The organism is Thioclava sp. UBA3469, assembly GCF_002378135.1.
Classification (GTDB): Bacteria; Pseudomonadota; Alphaproteobacteria; order Rhodobacterales; family Rhodobacteraceae; genus Thioclava; species Thioclava sediminum.
The window spans coordinates 1-17,751 of the sequence record NZ_DFRG01000008.1; the positions used below are offsets into that span (position 1 = coordinate 1).

Annotated in this window: 17 protein-coding genes; 16 read left to right on the plus strand and 1 reads right to left on the minus strand. The window is 61.0% G+C overall.

Translation table 11 applies throughout. From position 1 onward, the window contains the following. Positions 1-57 precede the first annotated feature (57 nt). Positions 58-1,302, plus strand: a complete 1,245-nt coding sequence (locus B3D39_RS00550; RefSeq protein WP_286789272.1) for a M20 family metallo-hydrolase — start codon at positions 58-60, stop codon at positions 1,300-1,302. 385 nt (positions 1,303-1,687) lie between these two features. Here the strand turns inward: B3D39_RS00550 and B3D39_RS00555 are convergent, their stop codons facing one another. After that, a complete protein-coding gene (locus B3D39_RS00555) occupies positions 1,688-2,341 on the minus strand; it encodes a TetR/AcrR family transcriptional regulator (RefSeq protein ID WP_210402184.1) in 654 nt (217 codons plus the stop codon). Positions 2,342-2,494: 153 nt separating this feature from the next. Here B3D39_RS00555 and B3D39_RS00560 point away from each other — a divergent pair, with 153 nt between their 5' ends. The 15 genes from B3D39_RS00560 to B3D39_RS00630 form a co-directional block, all read left to right on the plus strand. Next, complete coding sequence (locus B3D39_RS00560) at positions 2,495-3,355, plus strand: FAD binding domain-containing protein (RefSeq protein ID WP_078572501.1); 861 nt, start codon at positions 2,495-2,497, stop codon at positions 3,353-3,355. Next, positions 3,352-3,840 (plus strand): (2Fe-2S)-binding protein, encoded by a 489-nt coding sequence (locus tag B3D39_RS00565; protein WP_078572502.1) that lies wholly within the window; start codon positions 3,352-3,354, stop codon positions 3,838-3,840. Before B3D39_RS00560 ends, B3D39_RS00565 begins: the two co-directional genes overlap by 4 nt. Then, entirely contained in the window at positions 3,837-6,203 is a 2,367-nt protein-coding gene (locus B3D39_RS00570; protein WP_286789273.1) for a xanthine dehydrogenase family protein molybdopterin-binding subunit, read from the plus strand. Before B3D39_RS00565 ends, B3D39_RS00570 begins: the two co-directional genes overlap by 4 nt. After that, entirely contained in the window at positions 6,200-6,661 is a 462-nt protein-coding gene (locus B3D39_RS00575; RefSeq protein WP_078572504.1) for a CoxG family protein, read from the plus strand. Before B3D39_RS00570 ends, B3D39_RS00575 begins: the two co-directional genes overlap by 4 nt. Positions 6,662-6,741: 80 nt before the next feature. After that, on the plus strand, positions 6,742-7,815 hold the full coding sequence (locus B3D39_RS00580) for a C4-dicarboxylate TRAP transporter substrate-binding protein (protein WP_078601945.1): 1,074 nt from the start codon (positions 6,742-6,744) through the stop codon (positions 7,813-7,815). A 40-nt stretch (positions 7,816-7,855) separates the two neighbouring features. Beyond that, positions 7,856-8,401: a TRAP transporter small permease subunit gene (locus tag B3D39_RS00585; protein ID WP_286789274.1), complete on the plus strand. Its 546-nt coding sequence runs from the start codon at positions 7,856-7,858 to the stop codon at positions 8,399-8,401. Between the two features lies 1 nt (position 8,402). Continuing rightward, positions 8,403-9,725, plus strand: coding sequence for a TRAP transporter large permease (locus tag B3D39_RS00590; RefSeq protein WP_078572507.1), 1,323 nt, complete (start codon positions 8,403-8,405; stop codon positions 9,723-9,725). Between the two features lie 151 nt (positions 9,726-9,876). Then, positions 9,877-10,872: an XdhC family protein gene (locus tag B3D39_RS00595; RefSeq protein ID WP_286789275.1), complete on the plus strand. Its 996-nt coding sequence runs from the start codon at positions 9,877-9,879 to the stop codon at positions 10,870-10,872. A 197-nt stretch (positions 10,873-11,069) separates the two neighbouring features. Then, positions 11,070-12,338 carry a DUF6538 domain-containing protein gene (locus B3D39_RS00600; RefSeq protein ID WP_286789276.1) on the plus strand — a complete coding sequence of 423 codons (1,269 nt, stop codon included), beginning with the start codon at positions 11,070-11,072 and terminating at the stop codon, positions 12,336-12,338. Positions 12,339-12,913: 575 nt separating this feature from the next. Continuing rightward, positions 12,914-13,291 (plus strand): MarR family EPS-associated transcriptional regulator, encoded by a 378-nt coding sequence (locus tag B3D39_RS00605; RefSeq protein WP_286789277.1) that lies wholly within the window; start codon positions 12,914-12,916, stop codon positions 13,289-13,291. After that, entirely contained in the window at positions 13,284-14,315 is a 1,032-nt protein-coding gene (locus B3D39_RS00610; RefSeq protein ID WP_286789278.1) for a GDP-mannose 4,6-dehydratase, read from the plus strand. Before B3D39_RS00605 ends, B3D39_RS00610 begins: the two co-directional genes overlap by 8 nt. Positions 14,316-14,328: 13 nt before the next feature. Further along, positions 14,329-15,606: a Vi polysaccharide biosynthesis UDP-N-acetylglucosamine C-6 dehydrogenase TviB gene (gene tviB / locus B3D39_RS00615; protein WP_286789279.1), complete on the plus strand. Its 1,278-nt coding sequence runs from the start codon at positions 14,329-14,331 to the stop codon at positions 15,604-15,606. Further along, a complete protein-coding gene (locus tag B3D39_RS00620) occupies positions 15,603-16,148 on the plus strand; it encodes a GNAT family N-acetyltransferase (protein WP_286789280.1) in 546 nt (181 codons plus the stop codon). Before tviB ends, B3D39_RS00620 begins: the two co-directional genes overlap by 4 nt. 2 nt (positions 16,149-16,150) lie before the next feature. Then, positions 16,151-16,921, plus strand: coding sequence for a WxcM-like domain-containing protein (locus tag B3D39_RS00625; protein WP_286789281.1), 771 nt, complete (start codon positions 16,151-16,153; stop codon positions 16,919-16,921). Beyond that, the coding region (locus B3D39_RS00630; protein ID WP_286789282.1) for a DegT/DnrJ/EryC1/StrS family aminotransferase at positions 16,918-17,751 on the plus strand (834 nt) is incomplete at its 3' end. The genes B3D39_RS00625 and B3D39_RS00630, both read left to right, overlap by 4 nt.

Below are 17,751 nucleotides of genomic sequence, written 5' to 3' on the forward strand. Positions count from 1 at the left end.
AAGGCTCTGGCGGCGGGACTGATCCTGTCGGGAAACCGGCCACGATGAAGCAGGAAAATGGACCTGATCAGAAAAGATCAGGTCCATGAAAGCGGTGCAGTTGCGCAAGAGCGGCTGGAGACGATCGCGAAAGCCTCCGAGCCCGGTCCCGGCGTGTCCCGGCTGCCGTTCGGTCCCGAGCACGAGGCTGCGCTGGAGATCATCGCGGGTTGGATGAATCAGGCGGACTGCACGGTTACGCGCGATGCGGCGGGCACGCTGATCGCGCGGCGCGCAGGGCCTGCGGGCGCGCCCACGCTGCTGATCGGCTCGCATCAGGACAGCGTGCGTCATGGCGGTGCGTTCGACGGGATCATGGGGGTGGCGCTGGGATGCCTTGCGCTCGAAGCGCTTGGCGATCGCGCGCTGCCGTTTGCCGTGGAGGTGCTGGCCTTCGCCGATGAGGAGGGCGTGCGTTTCCCGACCGCGCTGATCGGGCCGCGCGCGTTGGCGGGCACGCTCGACCAAGGCGTTTTCGCGATGGTGGACAAGGCGGGCGTAAGCCTCGGTGCGGCGCTCAAGGCCTTTGGTGGCGATCCAGAAGGCACGGCAGCGTTGGCGTGCGACCCGGCCACGATCGCAGGCTATCTGGAGCTGCATATCGAGCAAGGCCCGGTGCTCGAAGCCGCGGACAAGCCGCTCGGCGTCGTCACCGCGATTTCCGGGATCGAGCGGCATCGCGTCACGATCACCGGCGAGGCGGGTCATGCGGGCACCGTGTTGATGGAGATGCGCCACGACGCGCTGCTAGCAGCCTCGGATCTGGTGCGCGGCGTGCATGACATGGCGCGCGATCAAGGTATCCGGGCGACGGTCGGGCAGCTCGATATCTCACCCAACGTGGTCAACGCGATCCCCGCGCGGATCGATCTGACCATCGAGATCCGCGCCGCCGAAGACCCGGCCCGCACCGCGATGGGCGCGGCGCTCAGCCCGCTTTGTGCGCAGATCGCCGAGGCCACGGCGACGCAGATCGAGATTGAGAAGACCTATGCCCAACCCGCCCAAGCCTGCGATGCAGGGCTGCGAGAGGGGCTCGCCGCAGCCGTTCGCACCGCGACCGGAGCGCCCGCGCCCGAGCTGCCGTCGGGGGCGACGCATGACGCCTCCGCGATGGCCGATCTCTGCCCGATCGCAATGCTGTTTGTGCGCTGCAAAGGCGGGATCAGCCACAACCCGGCCGAATATGCGAGTGCCGGGGATATGGGGGCGGCGGTCGACGCACTGGCTGCTTTCCTATCTGGTTTTTGTTCCAACGCCTGAGGCTCGTATGGCCTTCGACTTGTCACCCCACTCAGGCCTGAGCCTCGAAGCGTTCGAGCCAAGCCGCGATGTCTGTCACGCTGAACGGCGCGCAATTGTTGCCCAGTAGAAGTCTTCGCGGAAAGTCGGCTCGATCTCGGTGTCTGCGATCGATTGTGGCGTGGATAACGCGGCTGATTTCGGTGACTTGATTGATAGTGTAGTAGCGGGCGGATTGTTGGTGCATTGGCGTGTTTACTCCGCGCTCGCAATTCGCAGGGGCTATACGACAAGGAATGCCGCCGGCATTACGGGGTCTGATACGATGTAGTGATAGCCATGCATGAACTACGAAATTCGTAGGAGTGTTAGGCCTCAAATTAGTGAGGCGCAGCGCCGGGGCGTTTCAGTGCGATGAGCCGTCGTTAAGAGCGCCCTCGAAGAAGTTTTTTACAGTAGCGCGCACAGTTGCCTCGACATCGATTTCCACGGGCATGTTGTAGACGTATTTCCGAATAGCGATATAGAACACCGCCCCGTGTAACCCCCAGAGGAGCTCGACCTCATCAGTGTCTGGCGCGTCGCGGTCTTGCGGGTTGTGCCGGGAAGCACGCAATTCTATCGCAGCCGGCTCGATGATCTTCGTTCGAATGATATCGAGGTAGCGTTCGGTCAGGCCGTAGGACTTCAGCCCGGATGACACGAAGATTCGAACCCAGTCATAGTCAAACACCCGTTCAGAGTATTCGATGTAGAACTGCGTAAGGCGATCCTGAAGAGAACGGTCGCCTTCGAGCACGAGCGTGTCCCAGTCCGGGTTCCAGCGCTCTAGAAAAACATGCTCGTAGACGCGTTCGATCAGTGCGTCTTTGCTTTCGAAGTGCCGGTAGATGACCGCGTGGGACACGCCCATACGCTTGGCCAATTCGCGTGTCTGGCCCTCAAATCCCGATTCGGCGAAGAACCGGACCGCCTCGCTGACGATCAGTTTTTCGCGTTCTTCCCCGCGCATGTTCTTGCGGCGCGGCCGTTGATTTTCGGTCTTTTTCTCCGAGGTCATGCCTGTCTCTCTTCTCTTATCCCGAGCCTAATGCAAACCATTGTTGTAACCAACTGGTCATTTTTTCTTGACCGGTCCCAATTGTCCTGCATTATAGAAGTTACCAAATGGTCACTTTGTAGCTGGGGAGAGCTGCGGGCCGGAGGAGGATAAGTGAAATTACCATCGTTCGAATACCTGCGTGCGCGCAGTCTTGCTGAGGCATGGGCGCTCCATTCCGACGCGGGAGGCGACGCCGTCTACCTGTCGGGCGGGCACAGTGTCGTGCCCTCGATGGCGCTGCGTCTGCAGGCGCCGTCGCGGCTGATCGACATCTCGCAAATTGCCGAACTGCATGGTGTCGAGCTGCAGGACCAAACGCTGCGCATCGGTGCGATGACCCGTCATGCGGAGGTGCTGGCCAATCCGTTGATCGCGCGCCATGCGCCGCTGCTTTCCCGCGCTGCCCCCCATGTCGCGCACCCTGCAATTCGCAATCGTGGCACAATAGGCGGCAATCTGGCGCTTGCCGATCCGGCATCTGAATTCCCGGCTGCTGTGCTGGCCATGCGGGCGGAGCTTGAGGTCATGGGGCCCGAAGGCCAGCGCATGATCGCCGCCGACGATTTCTTTCTCGACCTTTACGAAACAGCCCTCATCCCCGGCGAAGTGCTGACCGCCATTCACGTGCCGCTCCCTCCCGAAGGACGGCTGTTCGGCTTCGACGAGATCGCGCGTCGCCGGGGCGATTACGCCATGGTGGGCGTTGCCGCACAGGCCGATATGTCCGATGGCGTGGTTTCCGATGCGTCGGTGACGCTGTTTTCAGTGGGTGTCGCCCCGACGCGCGCCACCGCGGCGCAAGACGCGCTGGAAGGCGCCCCGCTTTCTTCGGACTCCATTGCCCGCGCTCAGGCCGCCTTGGCCACCGATCTCGACCCACCCGACGATCCCGGTTTTCCGGCAGAGCGTCGCCTGCAACTCGCGCGCGTCCTTCTCGGGCGGGTGTTGACCCGGATGGAGGCTGTTCAATGAAGATTTTGTTGAGCACGACCGTGAATGGCGAACAGGTTCAGGAAGCCGTTCTCCCCCGCACCAGTCTCGCTGATTTCTTGCGCGAGGATCTGGGCCTGACGGGCACGCATCTGGGCTGCGAAATGGGCGCCTGCGGGGCCTGTCTCGTGCTTATGGACGGCGTTCCGGTGCATGCCTGCCTCGTGCTGGCGGTGCAGGCGGAAGGTAGCACGATCGAGACGATCGAGGGGCTGAATGAGACCGGTGCTGCGGCCGATCTTCAGGCGCATTTCCACGACCGCAACGCGCTGCAATGCGGTTTTTGCACGAATGGAATGCTGATGAGCGCGCAGGCGTTGCTGGAGGCGAACCCGGTGCCGACGCGAGACGAAATCCGCGACGCGCTGTCGGGTAATTACTGCCGCTGCACAGGCTACGAGGCCATCGTGGACGCTATCGACACCACAGCCCGCGACCGCGCAGCCCGGACGGAGGCGGCGAAATGACCCTGCATATCGGCCAGTCGCAGCGCCGCGAGAATGCGCGTCGCCACCTCGCAGGTCGGGGTCGCTTTGTCAGCGATCTCGCTCTGCCGCGCATGCTGCACGCAGTCTTCGTCCGTAGCCCGATGGCAAAGGGTCGGCTGGTCGAAATCGACACGAGCGAAGCCGAACAATCCCCCGGCGTTGTGCGGATCCTGACAGCCGCCGAGCTGAACGCGCGTTGCAAGCCGTGGGTCGGCACGCTCGATCATTTCGCAGGCATGCAGAGCCCGCCAATGAACATCCTCGCCGAGGAGGAAGTGCTGTGGACCGGCCAGCCGGTGGCGATGATCATCGCCAAGAGCCGGGCCGAGGCCGAGGATGCCGCCGACTTGGTGATGGTGGATATCGAGGATTCCGAGCCGGTGACCGATGGCGCTGCGGCTCTGCAGGACGGCGCGCCCTTGGCGAACAGTGGCGCGCGGGACAATCTTTGTTACGAGGCGCTGTTGGAGACGCCAGCGGTGAACGAGGCCTTTGCCGATGCCGCGCACGTGGTCGAGGCCAGTTTCACCTTCGGCCGCCACACCGCCGTCACGCTCGAGCCGCGCGCGGTGATCGCCGATTTCGACCCGTCGAGTGGCGCGCTCACCGTGCATCACGGGACGCAGACACCCTATCAGTTCCAGGACGTCTATGCGCGCCACTTCGGTCTGCCCGAGGGCAAGGTCCGCGTCATCGCGCCTGATGTGGGCGGCTCGTTCGGCATGAAGCTGCATGTCTATAACGAAGAGATGGGCGCCGTCGCGGCGAGCATGATCCTCGAGCGCCCGGTGCGCTACGTGGCCGACCGGCTGGAGAGCTTTCTTTCCGACATCCACGCTCGCGATCATATCGTGAAGGGCCGCATGGCGCTGGACGCGGAGGGCAAGATCCTCGCGATGGACGTCGATGATCTGGCGCCGGTCGGCGCGGTCTCGGCCTATCCGCGCACCAGCGCTGCCGAGGGCAATCAGGTGATCCGCCTCATGGGCGCTCCCTACAACATGCCTGATTATCGCGGCCGGCTGCAGGTCGCCTTTCAGAACAAGGTGCAGACAAGCCAGTATCGCGCGGTGGGGCATCCCATCGCCTGTGCGGTGACCGAGGCGCTGGTTGAACGGGCGGCGGAGGTCACGGGCCTCGATCCGTTCGAGATCCGTGCCCGCAACCTGATTGCCGACGATGCCTATCCGCATGTCTCGGCCACCGGCTATCAGTTCGAGAAGCTCTCGCATCAGGCCAGTCTGGCCAAGCTGCGCGAGATGATGGACCCGGACGCGCTACGTGCCGATCAGGCTCGGCTGCGCGAACAGGGCATCTATCGCGGGTTCGGCATCGCCTCCTTTGTCGAGATCACCAATCCCGGCGCGGCCTTCTACGGCGTCGGCGGGGCGCGGATCTCCGCGCAGGACGGTGCAGTGGTGCGGATGACGCCCTCTGGCGACATCCATTGTGCCATCTCGGTCACCGAGCAAGGGCAGGGCACCGAGACGATCATCGCGCAGGTGGTCGCCGATCAGCTGGGTGTTTCGCCCGAACGGGTGAGCGTCACCACGGGCGACACCGCGACCACGCCAAGCGGCGGCGCCACCTGGGCTTGCCGGGGCGCCGGCATCGGCGGCGAGACGGCGCTGCGCGCCGGACGCAAGTTGCGCGAGCGGATTTTGACTTTGGCGGGCGCGCTACTGCAGGCCGATCCGGCGACACTGCGGCTCGAAGATGGCGCGGTTGTCGATGTCGCCACGGGCGAGGCGCGCATCACGCTCGAAGAGATTGGCCGCGTCGCCACCTACCGGCCCGACACGCTGCCCGACGGGGTCGATCATTCGCTGACCGTCGCGCATCATTTCGCGCCCTCCGGCTACCCGTTCGATTTCACCAACGGCATTCAGGGCAGTCTGGTCGAGGTCGATGTGGAGACCGGCATCGTGCGGATCCTGAAGCATTGGGTCGTCGAGGATTGCGGGCGCATCATCAACCCGCTTCTGGTCGACGAACAGATCCGCGGCGGCGTCGTGCAGGGGCTTGGCCCCGCCTTCTTCGAGGAATGCCAGTACGACGCCGACGGCCAGCTCACCAACGGGTCGCTCGCCGATTATCTCGTGCCCATGGCCTGCGAGATGCCCGATATCGAAATCGCCCATATCGAGACGCCCACCGAGGACACGATCCTTGGCGCCAAGGGCGTGGGCGAAGCGGGAACCGCCGCTGCCGGCGCCGCCGCGATGAACGCGGTGAATGACGCGCTGCGCCCCTTTGGCGCACGGCTCACCCAGACACCCATGACGCCGCTGCGCATCCTTGATGCGCTCGACGCGGCCCGAAAGCAAAGGACCGATCCATGAAGCTTGAAGGAGAGCAGCTCCTGAGCGCCGACCCCCAGACCGTCTGGGCGGCACTCTTCGACCGTGACGTGCTGGCCGAAGCCATTCCCGGCTGCGAAAGCCTCGAACAGCTAAGCGAAACCGAATTCACTGCTGTGGTGAAGCTCAAGATCGGCCCGGTTTCGGCCCGCTTCAAGGGCGCGGTCACGCTGAGCGATATCGTGCCCGGCCAATCCTGCACGTTGTCCGGCAAAGGCTCGGGTGGGGTCGCGGGGTTCGCCAAGGGGGCGGCGCAGGTGACGCTGGCGCCCGAGGCGGACGGCACGCGGCTTTGCTATGACGCCGATATCGCGGTGGGCGGGAAGCTCGCCTCTCTCGGCAACCGGCTGATCGGCGCCACGGCGCAGAAGCTGACCGACGCCTTTTTCACCAATTTTTCCGATGCGTTGGCCCAACCGGAGGAGGCTGGGCCGACCTGATCCGCTGGCGCGCAGCGAGGTCAGGCCAGACACGAAAAAAAGCGCGTATAACAAGAACCATCCTTGGGAGGAGGATACTAATGACAACCACACGCAGGGCCTTTGTGGCCATGTCCTCGGCAGCCTTGGCGCTGCCCTTTCTGAACACCCGCAGCATCGCGGCTCAGAACATCTCGATTCAGATCGGGTCAAGCCACCCGACCAACAATATCTGGGTCTACGCCATGCAGAACGCACTGCAACCGGCGCTCGAAAAGCTGCTGGCGGATGCGGGCGGCGAGTATTCCGTGAGCTGGAACGAGAACTACGGCGGCACGCTCTACAAGTTCAAGGACACCCGCACGGCGGTGCGCGACGGCATCGTCGATGTCGGTATGGTGGGGACGGTCTGGGAAGGCTCGGCGATGCCGCTGCAGAACGTGACCTATTTCACCCCCTTCGCGAATGTCGATCATAACGTCACCATCGACATCTTCGACAAGCTGACCGACGAGCTGCCGGAGCTGCGCGCAGGGTGGACCGACCAGAACATGGTGCATCTGTCCTCGCTGGTGACCGACAGCTACGACGTCTACGCCAAATTCCCCATCACCTCGGTCGATGACATCAGGAACCGCCGCCTCAACGCGCCGGGCACCTCGGCCAACTGGCTGGCGGAGACCGGCTGCACGCCGGTGGATGGCGCGCTGACCACCTATTACACCGACATCCAGACCGGCGTTTCCGAGGGCACGCTCTCCTTCGCCAGCGGGATCCAGCCCACTCGAGTCTACGAGGTTGCGCCGCATCTGACGCGGGTCGGCTTCGGCTCGATGTATTTCGGCGGGATCGCGGTGAACAAGGGCTTCTACGACCGGCTGCCCGAGCCCGTGCAGGCCGCGCTGAAAGAAGCGGGACGTATCACCTCGCGCGCGCATGGCGACTACATCACGAAACGCACGACCGAGGCGATCACCGAGATGAAGGGCGCCGGGCTGCAGATCACCGAAATGGCCCCTGCAGAGCGCGAACGCTGGGCCGAGACGCTCCCCGACGTCGCGAAGCCTTGGCTTGAGGCCAATGGCGCGGCGGCGGCAACGGTGGCCAAAGCGTATTTTGGCGAACTGGAAGCTCGTGGCATCAAACCTGCCCGTGACTGGACCGCCGGGATCTGAAGCCATGGCTTCGATCCCGCGCGCAACTGAGGGAGCCTCTATGCAACGCGCCAGTCTCCTGGCTACAAGCCTGCCCGCGCTTCGGCGCGGGCTACAGCTTGCCCTGAACGCGATGGCGGCGGTGGGCGTGCTGTGGATTTTTGCCATCATGTTGCTGATCGTCGCCGACGTGGTCGGTCGCAATTTTCTGGCCGCACCGATCATCGGCGTCGCCGAGATCGCGGCCCGCTCGGTCGTGGCCATCGTCTTCCTGCTGCTGCCGGCTGCCGCGCTGAACGGCACCCTGATCCGGTCGGATTTCCTGATGCGTGGGCTCCAGCGTTTTTCGCCCCGGTCGGTGCGGCTACTGGACAGCCTGTTTGCGCTTGCCGGGGCGGTCATCTTCGGACTGGTGTCGCTGGCCGCCTGGCCCGATACGCATGACGCCTGGGTCAGCTCCGAGTTTTTCGGAGTGCGCGGCGTCTGGACGCTGCCGACCTTCCCCTTCCACCTGTTGGTGGTGCTGGGGGCTTCTGTCACCAGTCTCGCCTGCATCTTTTCGGCCGTCGAGACCCTGCTGAACCGCCCGACTGAGGAGCACTTCTGACATGAGCAGCATCACCATAGGACTGATCCTCATTGGCGTGCTCTTCGCGCTCGTGCTCTTGGGGATGCGCATCGCCGTGGCGCTTCTGGTCGTGGCCTTTGCCGGGGTCTGGATCATTCGCGGCAATTTCGACCTTTCCATGCGGCTCATGTCCATCGCCGCCTACAATGGGGTTGCCAACTATCTCTTCGCGACGATCCCGCTCTTTGTTCTGATGGGGCACCTGGTCAGCATCTCGAATGTGGGCAAGGATACGTTCGACGTCGCCGAGGCGCTGCTGCGCCGCCTGCTTGGCGGCCTCGGCATTGCCACCGTGGCCGCCAACACTGTCTTTGCCGCCGTGACCGGCGTTTCCATCGCCTCGGCAGCGGTTTTCACCAAGGTCGCCGTGCCTGAGATGACGCGCCACGGCTATTCGCCCTCGTTTTCCGCGGGCACCGTCGCGGGCAGTTCGGTTCTCGGCATGCTCATCCCACCGAGCCTGCTTCTGATCATCTACGGTGTGTTGGCCGAGCAATCCATCGGCCGGATGTTCATCGCGGGGCTGGTGCCTGGCGCGCTGCTGGCGACGGGCTTCGTGTTGTGGATCCTGTTGGCCGCGAAATTCGCGCCCGGCATCGTCTTTGCCTCTCCCAAGGCCCAAGAGACCGACCCCGAGGCGCAGGCCTATGATGACCTGTCGACGGGCGAGCTCCTGCGCAAGATCGTCCCGATCATCGTGCTGGTGACCTTCGTTCTCGGCGGGCTCTATTCCGGGTTCTTCACCCCGACGGAAGCCGGGGGCGTCGGAGCCTTCGCGGCGCTGATCATTGCGATCTTCCGGCGTAGCCTGAACCTGCGCGGTTGCTGGGCGGTGCTGAGCCAAACCGGCACCATCTCGGTCGGCATCCTCGCGCTGCTGGTGGCCGCTGGCTTCTACAGCCAGATGCTTGCCGTCGCAGGTATCCCGGCCGCTATCGGCGCCTTTGTGAGCGGCAGCGGCTTTGGCCCGGTCGGGTTCCTGATCGTCTATGTGCTGCTGGTGCTGCTTCTCGGTATGATCCTGGATAGCAGTTCGATCCTGCTGATCGTGGTTCCTATCGCAGCTCCGATCGCGCAGCACCTTGGTTACGACTTGATCCAGTTCGGCATCATCACGGTGATTGCGGTCGAGGTCGGGTTGCTCACACCGCCCTTCGGGATTTCGATCTTCACGGTGCATTCGACGCTTGGAGACCGGAGCGTCTCCCTGGAATCCATCTTTGCCGGTGCGCTGCCCTATGTCGGCGTGATGCTGGGTGTGCTGATCCTCGTGGCCTCCTTTCCAGTGCTGATTATCGGTTAAGAGATCCCAGGCGCTGTGATCGATCTACTCCTCTCTCTCGGGTCAAAGCGCGGCGCGTAGGTCCGGGAGAGAGCGCGAGATTTGAACCTGCGAAGCGAAACCGTCCGAAGACGTCGCGGCGTGTCGCGTTGGCCGCACGCAACGGGATTGGATGAGCTTCGTCGCAAGGAGGCGGGGCGACTTTGGGACGCCGATCCGAGTTCGAGATATGCAGAGAAACGGACACCTTTCTAAGAGGGTAAATGGCATGGATCAGTCAACGACAGTTCTATGCGAGACCGAATGGCCCTTGGCTCGGTTCTTGGGGCCGGGGCCAATGTGTCTGTGTTTCATCAGCCATGTCGAGGGACCGTCATATCGACCGCTCGGCTCTGGCATGGCAGTCGATGGTGCCGGGCGGCGGTTCGGCAATTTGTCGTCGGGATGTATCGACGAGGATGTCGCGCTTCACGCGGTGGAGGCGTTGAAAACCGGCGCTCCGACGGTGCTGCGTTACGGGCGCGGGTCGCCTTTCATGGATATTCAACTGCCTTGTGGGGGAGGGCTGGAAGTAACCTTGCTGCCAGCCCCGGATCGTGAGGTTCTGGACGTGGTGCATCGCCGTCTGGTCGCGCGTGAAAATGCGACGCTGACGGTGCTGCCGGATGGCCAGATCGAAAACGGCGCGACGCGCGGCGGTCTGACGATGACCTTGCGCCCCAAAGTGCGGGTTCTGGTCTTTGGCGACGGTCCCGAGCCTCGGGGATTTTCCGCGCTTGCGCAGGCTGCGGGTTTGCCGGTCACGCTATATGCCGGAGCCGAGGAGACGCGCGATGGCATTGCAGGCGCATGCGCGTTTTCCGGCAAGACCTGGCCCGATACGGCCCATGTCGATTATCGCACGGCCGTCACGCTTTTCTTCCACGACCATGAGCGCGAAACCGCACTTTTGACGCATGCCTTGGAGACTCGCGCTTTCTATATCGGGGCGCAGGGAAGCCTTCGGGCGCGTCAATTGCGCGAAGCGGCCTTGAGTGCCGCCGGGGTGGAGGACGCGGGAATTGCGCGGCTTGTCGAACCCTTCGGATATGTCGCACATGCCCGGTCCGCGCAGGAAATGGCCGCTGGTGTGTTTGCTCAGGTGATCGATCACGCCCGGCGCGTCTGACGTAGGCGCGGCGTGATCTCATGTTTCCTTCTCGGGGCTTTTTGGCGGAATTCCTCTCCGACATATACATCTCGATTTCCAAGTGGCGATCGTGGCTAAATATAAATAAATCAGTTATTTATGGTGAATTCGATTCCCTAGGGAAGGCTTTCGTGCTACACATAGTGATACACAAAGCTCTTTCCCGGAGGTGTGCAATGAACATCACCAAGCGCGGCGAAATTTGGCATCTGCGTCGGCGGGTTCCCAAGGGGTATGCCTCTGTCGATCCGCGCCGCGAAGTGGTGATCAGCCTTCGGACGGGGTCTGAGGCGGTGGCGCGAGAGAAGGCCCCGGTGCTCTGGGCCGAGCAGGTCGAGGTCTGGGAGGCGATGCTCGATGGCGACACGGAGGACGCGGAGGCGCGGTTCGCTGCGGCCAAGCGGTTTGCGAAGGCGCGAGGCTACCGGCTTCTCGATGCGCGCAAGGTGGCGCGTCTGCCTGTGCAAGAGCTACTCGCGCGTATCGATCTGGCTACCAGTGACGAGATGCGCGATCCGCTAGGGGCGGATTCACTTCTGGGTGGGGCGGAACTGCCTTTGATCACCGTATCGCGGGCGCTTGAGCTGTTCTGGGGGCTCGCGCGCGACAAGACCTTGGGCAAGAGTGCGGACCAGGTTCGGCGGTGGCGTTACCCGCATATCAAGGCGGTGCAGAATTTCATCGCGGTTGTCGGTGACAAGCCGCTTGATGATCTGACGCGCGATGATTTCCTCGATTTTCGCGATTGGTGGGCAGAGCGGATGGCGTCCGAAAGGCTTACCGCGAATTCCGCGAACAAGGATCTGACGCATCTGAGTGCGGTGTTGAGGCGCGTGAACCGCGATATGCGGCTCGGGCTCGAGCTACCGCTTGAGGATCTCGGCTTCCGGCAGGGGAAGGCCGCGCGGCGGCCGTCCTTCTCCGATGCGTGGGTCCGGGGCCGCTTGCTGGCTCCCGGTGCGCTCGATGGGCTGGAGCCGCAGGCGCGGGCGATCCTGCGCGTGATGGTGAATACCGGGCTGCGTCCGAGCGAGATTGCAGCGCTGCGGCCCGAGGAAATCCGGCTCGAGGATCCGATCCCGCATTTGCTGTTGCAGCCGATCGGGCGGGTTCTGAAGACGCAGAATGCGGAGCGCGTTATGCCGCTGCACGGGGTGTCGCTCGATGCGATGCGAGCGTTTCCGGATGGGTTTTCGCGCTATCACGAGAGCTCCGCCACGCTGAGTGCCACAGTGAACACCTATTTGCGGGATGCTGGCCTCCTCGAGAGTGAGCGGCATTCGCTCTACAGCCTGCGGCACGCGCTCGAGGATCGCATGCTCGCCGCCGGGATCGACGAGCGGATCCGGCGCGACGTGATGGGGCATGCTCTGGGGCGCGAGCGTTATGGAGAGGGTGGCCGGTTGGCGACGATCTCGAAACTGCTCGAACCGATCGCATTTTGAGTTGTAATCCTAGCGGTGCCAACGCATGGCTGAAATGGCTTTGTTCGAACTGTCAGATTTTCTTCCTACGCCTATCAACTTAATGAAAAGAAAAGCTAACATAGAAAGCGCCCACTATTTAGAGCCAAGTTAGGGCCGCGCTCCGGCAATGATCACCACAATCCTTGAGGGCTTCATTCAACGACTTGCAGGGCTGCTTCAGTCACTGAGTGTTTTTTCGGGTGGGGGTGCCTCTTGTCCGTTGCGCGGGGTCTTTCTCAATGAAGGTGTTAGGGCCTTAAGTGCGCGAACTTTGTCGCTGATGGGTGGAACTTCGCACTTAACTGCTAGAGATATGCGTTTCGCTTGCCTATCGGGAAGCGGGGCGCCATCAGGTGACCAGCGCTGGGCGGTCCTCTGCTGAAATTGGCGAAAGGTCCGCGCTGCTTCCTTCTCCTTGGTTGTGCATCCTCAGGCGATCAGCTACGTTCAAAATTGAACATCATGCTTGCCATGCATTCATCATATCAAAGCATTGCCACGAGGCGGGCCGCGGTCAGCTCTCGTGCGGTAGCAATTGACAGTAGGGCGGCGCAGTGAGCTCGGTTCAGGATCGAGCTCGCGAGGATGCTCGATATCGCATCCTACGTCTCATCGAAGAGAAACCATCGATCAGCCAACGTGAACTCTCCCAACATGTCGGCATCAGCGTTGGGGCGATCAACTACGTCCTTAAGGCGTTTGTCGATAAGGGGTTAGTCAAGCTCGGAAACTTCTCGGCTTCGAAACACAAGCATCGTTACGCTTATATTTTGACGCCGAAGGGGGTCGCCGAAAAAGGCTCTCTGACGCGTCGGTTTCTTGAACGCAAAGTTGCGGAATATGAGGCGCTGAAAGCAGAGATCGAAGCGCTTGAGGCAGAAGTTGGTCGAAGCGCGAATTTAGAGATAGACGGAAATTCGAAAAATGACTGAGGCACAAAGCCAAAGGCGCGTTTTAATTACCGGCACCGCCGGTTTCATTGGTTTCCATCTCGCGAAGCTTCTTCTTTCTGAAGGGTTCCGTGTTCATGGCTATGACGGAATGACGGATTACTACGACGTCAGCCTCAAACAACGTCGCCATGCGATGTTGCTGCAGAACCAGAGCTTCTCGGTAACCGAAGGGATGCTCGAAGATCAGGTCCTGTTCGATCAAGTGGCGGATGAGTTCAAACCCGATGTGATCGTCCATCTTGCAGCGCAGGCAGGTGTGCGTTACAGCTTGGAGAACCCACGGGCCTATATCGATGCGAATGTGATCGGCACGTTCAATGTCATGGAGGCGGCGCGCCGGTTAGAGGTTCAGCACCTTTTGATGGCCTCAACCTCGTCGGTTTATGGCGCGAATGAAGACATGCCCTTCACTGAAACCGAGAAAGCCGACACGCAGCTAACGATTTACGCGGCTACGAAGAAGGCGACCGAGTCGATGGGGCATTCGTATGCCCACCTTTGGGGCCTGCCGACGACAATGTTCCGCTTCTTCACGGTCTATGGGACTTGGGGACGACCAGACCTTGCGCTTTACAAGTTCGTCGATGCCATTCTCGATGGTCGCCGGATCGATATCTATAACCACGGCGACATGTATCGCGACTTTACCTATGTCGACGATCTCGTGCGGGGTATTCACCTATTGATCGACGCTGTCCCCGAGCGTCCGGCATCGCGCGAGGAAATCCCAGAATGGGATAGTCTGTCGCCGGTCGCCCCGTTCCGGGTGGTGAATATCGGCAATTCCGACAAAGTGCGCCTCTTGGACTTCATTGATGCGATCGAGGATAGCCTGGGGCAAAAGGCTGAGCGCAATTACATGCCAATGCAAATGGGTGATGTGCCTGCGACTTGGGCTGATGCGACGCTTCTCCAGGAATTGACCGGCTACCGTCCAAAAACCGATTTCAAAGATGGGATCGCTAGGTTCGTTAAATGGTTCCGAGAGTATTACGGGAAGTAAAGGATAGCTTGAAATGCAATTAACTGCTGAGGGGTCTCTTGCTGTTATTGGCCTCGGCTATGTCGGCCTGCCGCTTGCGGTGGAATTCGGTAAGCGCCGGCCCATCATTGGCTTCGACGTCAAGCCCGATCGTATCGCCGAGCTGTGTGCTGGGCGAGATCACACGCGCGAGGTCTCCGCGGAGGAACTGGCCGAGGCGCAGCGACTCCAATTTACCGACGACCCGACGCGGCTGTTAGAAGCCACGATCTTCATCGTCACCGTGCCGACGCCGATCGACGCCCATAAGCGCCCCGATCTGACGCCGCTGATCAAGGCCTCGGAAACTGTGGGGCGTGCGCTGAAGCGTGGGGATATCGTGATCTATGAGAGCACTGTGTATCCAGGGGCGACCGAAGAGGATTGTGTGCCCGTGCTCGAGCGAGTTTCAGGTCTGAAATTCAACGAGGATTTCTTCTGCGGATATTCCCCCGAGCGGATCAATCCAGGCGACAAGGAGCATCGGCTGACGACGATCAAGAAGGTTACAGCCGGTTCAACCCCGGAAGCGGCGGATGTGGTTGATGCGCTCTATGCCTCGATCGTAACGGCTGGAACCCACAAGGCCGAAAGCATCCGTGTAGCCGAAGCCGCGAAAGTCATCGAGAATACTCAACGTGACCTCAATATCGCATTGGTCAACGAGTTGGCGAAGATCTTCAACCGCTTGGAGATCGACACCGATGCGGTGTTGCGTGCAGCTGGGACGAAGTGGAACTTCCTACCGTTTCGTCCTGGCCTGGTTGGTGGGCACTGTATCGGCGTCGACCCCTATTATCTAACACATAAGGCGGAGGCGATTGGCTATCATCCCGAAGTCATCCTCGCTGGACGCCGGATCAACGACGGGATGGGTGCCTATGTAGCTGGGCAACTCGTCAAGGCGATGCTGAAGCGCGGTATTCCGGTTGCGGGTTCTCGAGTGTTGGTGCTTGGGCTGACCTTTAAAGAGAACTGCCCAGATCTGCGCAACACGCGGGTTGTCGATGTGGTGGCTGAGTTGCGCGATTATGGCGTGGATGTCGATGTCCATGATCCTTGGGTCGACGCGGATGAAGCTCAGGCAGAATACGGTATCTCGCCCGTCGCCGAGCCTAAAGTCGCCAATTATGACGCTGTTGTTCTAGCTGTTGCCCATCAAGAGTTCCGCGAGATGGGGGAGGGCGAATTGCGTGCGTTCGGGAAGGACCGACATGTGCTGTTCGACCTCAAGAGCGTTCTTCCCGCAGGGGCGAGCGAGGTGCGTTTGTGAGGTCACTGGCTCCTTTGAAAGTTTCGGGACCCCGGCTGAGGTTGCGGGTGGTGAGGCCCGATGATGCTGAATACATTCATGGATTGCGGACGGATTCTGCCTTTAATACGCATCTGTCTGCCGTGACCGGCACGGTTGAGGACCAGCGCCGCTGGATCGAGGCCTACAAGCTTCGTGAAGCGGAGGGAGTTGAGTATTACTACGTCGCTGAGCGGCTTGACGACGGTAGGCGCTGTGGTTTGGTTCGGCTCTACGATATCGAGGCCGATCATTTCACTTGGGGTAGCTGGATCCTCGATAAGAACAAGCCCTCAAAGGCAGCGTTGGAAAGCGCTGTTCTATCATTTGGGATAGGCTTCGGAGAGCTCGACAAAACCGTGGCGAGGATAGACGTTCGCCACGAGAACAGTCATGCGACGGCGTTCTATAGGCGCTTAGGTATGGTCGAAACTGGCTGTGATATGTCGAATATCTACTTCGACTATACTCGGGAGCGCTACGAGACCGATCGTGAACACCATCTCGCCGTTCTAAAGGAATGAAAATGACACGACCTAATTCAATCGCGCAGGACTGTATTGTACCAGATGATGCAATTGTCGAGGTTGGCGTTTCGATCGGGGAGCGGGTAGTTTTGGCTGGTTCGCGGATTACGATCCGTGAACGGGCGAAGATCGAGGCCGCTGCCGTGATTGGAGAGGGCGTCACTATTGGACAAGGTGCGGTGGTCCGCCCGGGGGCTGTGGTTCTACGTTCAATTCCCGCAAATTCGATTGTCGAGGGAAATCCTGCGCAAGTGGTGGGATATGCAAGGTCGTCGGTGCGGGAGGAGGCGGATGCACCGCGACACGTTGATATCAACAGCTTTTCTGACATCCCGCGTCCAGGGCGAATTTCTCTCGGCGTTGACGATAGTGCTCTCTATCTAATGCGGCGAGTTACTGATGCACGTGGCGCTTTGACCGTCGGTGAGGTGCCGAGTGAGGTTCCTTTTGCGCCCGCGAGGTATTTTGCCGTTTTCGACGTCCCGTCAGTCGAACTGCGCGGCGAGCATGCTCATAAGCAATGTCAGCAGTTCCTAATTTGCTTGAATGGAACATGCCGGGTCTTGCTCGACAATGGCGAAGAACGATGTGAAGTCACACTAGACCGCCCAGAAATGGGAGTGTTCATGCCTAATATGATTTGGGGCACGCAATACCGATATAGTCGAGATGCCGTCCTATTGGTTTTCGCGTCGCACACCTATGACCCCGACGACTACATAAGAGACTACGATGAGTTCATTCTTGAGCGTAAAAGGCTGTTGAAATGATAATTCCTTTCCTCGATCTCGGCGCGGCTTACAGGGAGCTAAAGACAGAAATCGACGCGGCCGTTATGCGTGTGCTTGAAAGCGGCTGGTATATCCTTGGTCCCGAGGTCGAGGCTTTCGAGGCGGAGTGGGCCGAGTATTGCGGTGCATCTCATGCAGTCGGGCTTGGCAATGGGCTCGATGCGTTGATTCTCGCGCTGCGCACTCTTGATGTCGGCCCCGGTGACGAAGTGATCGTTCCTTCGAACACCTATATCGCCACCTGGCTCGCGGTGAGCGCAGTCGGAGCAATCCCTGTCCCAGTCGAACCCGACACCGCGACGCATAATATCGATCCCGCGCGGCTCGCTGCAGCTGTCACTGAGCGGACCAAGGTGCTGCTGCCTGTCCACCTCTATGGGCAACCGGCTGATCTCGATCCGATCCTGAAGCTCGCTCGGGAAAAGGGGATCGCCGTTGTCGAAGACGCGGCCCAAGCCCACGGTGCGCGTTACAAAGGCCAGCGTATCGGCGCACATGGCGACGTGGTGTGCTGGAGCTTCTATCCAGGCAAGAACCTCGGCGCGCTCGGTGATGGCGGCGCGATCACAACCAATCGCGAGGATCTCGCAGATCGAATCCGAGTTCTGCGAAATTATGGTAGCCGAGAGAAATATGTGAACGAAATCAAAGGTGTAAACTCGCGCCTCGACCCGATACAAGCTGCGGTGCTGAGGGCTAAACTTCCCTATCTCGATGCTTGGACAGAGCGGCGTCGGGAAATCGCGACGGCTTACGGTGAAGGACTTGCTGGCGGAAAATTGATTCCACCGCATGTTCCTAATTGGGCC

What these genes read in the sequence shown, in the direction of transcription:
- B3D39_RS00550 (WP_286789272.1), top strand. Translation starts at nt 58, where the DNA reads ATGGACCTGATCAGAAAAGATCAGGTCCATGAAAGCGGTGCAGTTGCG.
- B3D39_RS00555 (WP_210402184.1), bottom strand. Translation starts at nt 2,341, where the DNA reads ATGACCTCGGAGAAAAAGACCGAAAATCAACGGCCGCGCCGCAAGAAC.
- B3D39_RS00565 (WP_078572502.1), top strand. Translation starts at nt 3,352, where the DNA reads ATGAAGATTTTGTTGAGCACGACCGTGAATGGCGAACAGGTTCAGGAA.
- B3D39_RS00570 (WP_286789273.1), top strand. Translation starts at nt 3,837, where the DNA reads ATGACCCTGCATATCGGCCAGTCGCAGCGCCGCGAGAATGCGCGTCGC.
- B3D39_RS00575 (WP_078572504.1), top strand. Translation starts at nt 6,200, where the DNA reads ATGAAGCTTGAAGGAGAGCAGCTCCTGAGCGCCGACCCCCAGACCGTC.
- B3D39_RS00580 (WP_078601945.1), top strand. Translation starts at nt 6,742, where the DNA reads ATGACAACCACACGCAGGGCCTTTGTGGCCATGTCCTCGGCAGCCTTG.
- B3D39_RS00585 (WP_286789274.1), top strand. Translation starts at nt 7,856, where the DNA reads ATGCAACGCGCCAGTCTCCTGGCTACAAGCCTGCCCGCGCTTCGGCGC.
- B3D39_RS00590 (WP_078572507.1), top strand. Translation starts at nt 8,403, where the DNA reads ATGAGCAGCATCACCATAGGACTGATCCTCATTGGCGTGCTCTTCGCG.
- B3D39_RS00595 (WP_286789275.1), top strand. Translation starts at nt 9,877, where the DNA reads ATGAGCTTCGTCGCAAGGAGGCGGGGCGACTTTGGGACGCCGATCCGA.
- B3D39_RS00600 (WP_286789276.1), top strand. Translation starts at nt 11,070, where the DNA reads ATGAACATCACCAAGCGCGGCGAAATTTGGCATCTGCGTCGGCGGGTT.
- B3D39_RS00610 (WP_286789278.1), top strand. Translation starts at nt 13,284, where the DNA reads ATGACTGAGGCACAAAGCCAAAGGCGCGTTTTAATTACCGGCACCGCC.
- tviB (WP_286789279.1), top strand. Translation starts at nt 14,329, where the DNA reads ATGCAATTAACTGCTGAGGGGTCTCTTGCTGTTATTGGCCTCGGCTAT.
- B3D39_RS00625 (WP_286789281.1), top strand. Translation starts at nt 16,151, where the DNA reads ATGACACGACCTAATTCAATCGCGCAGGACTGTATTGTACCAGATGAT.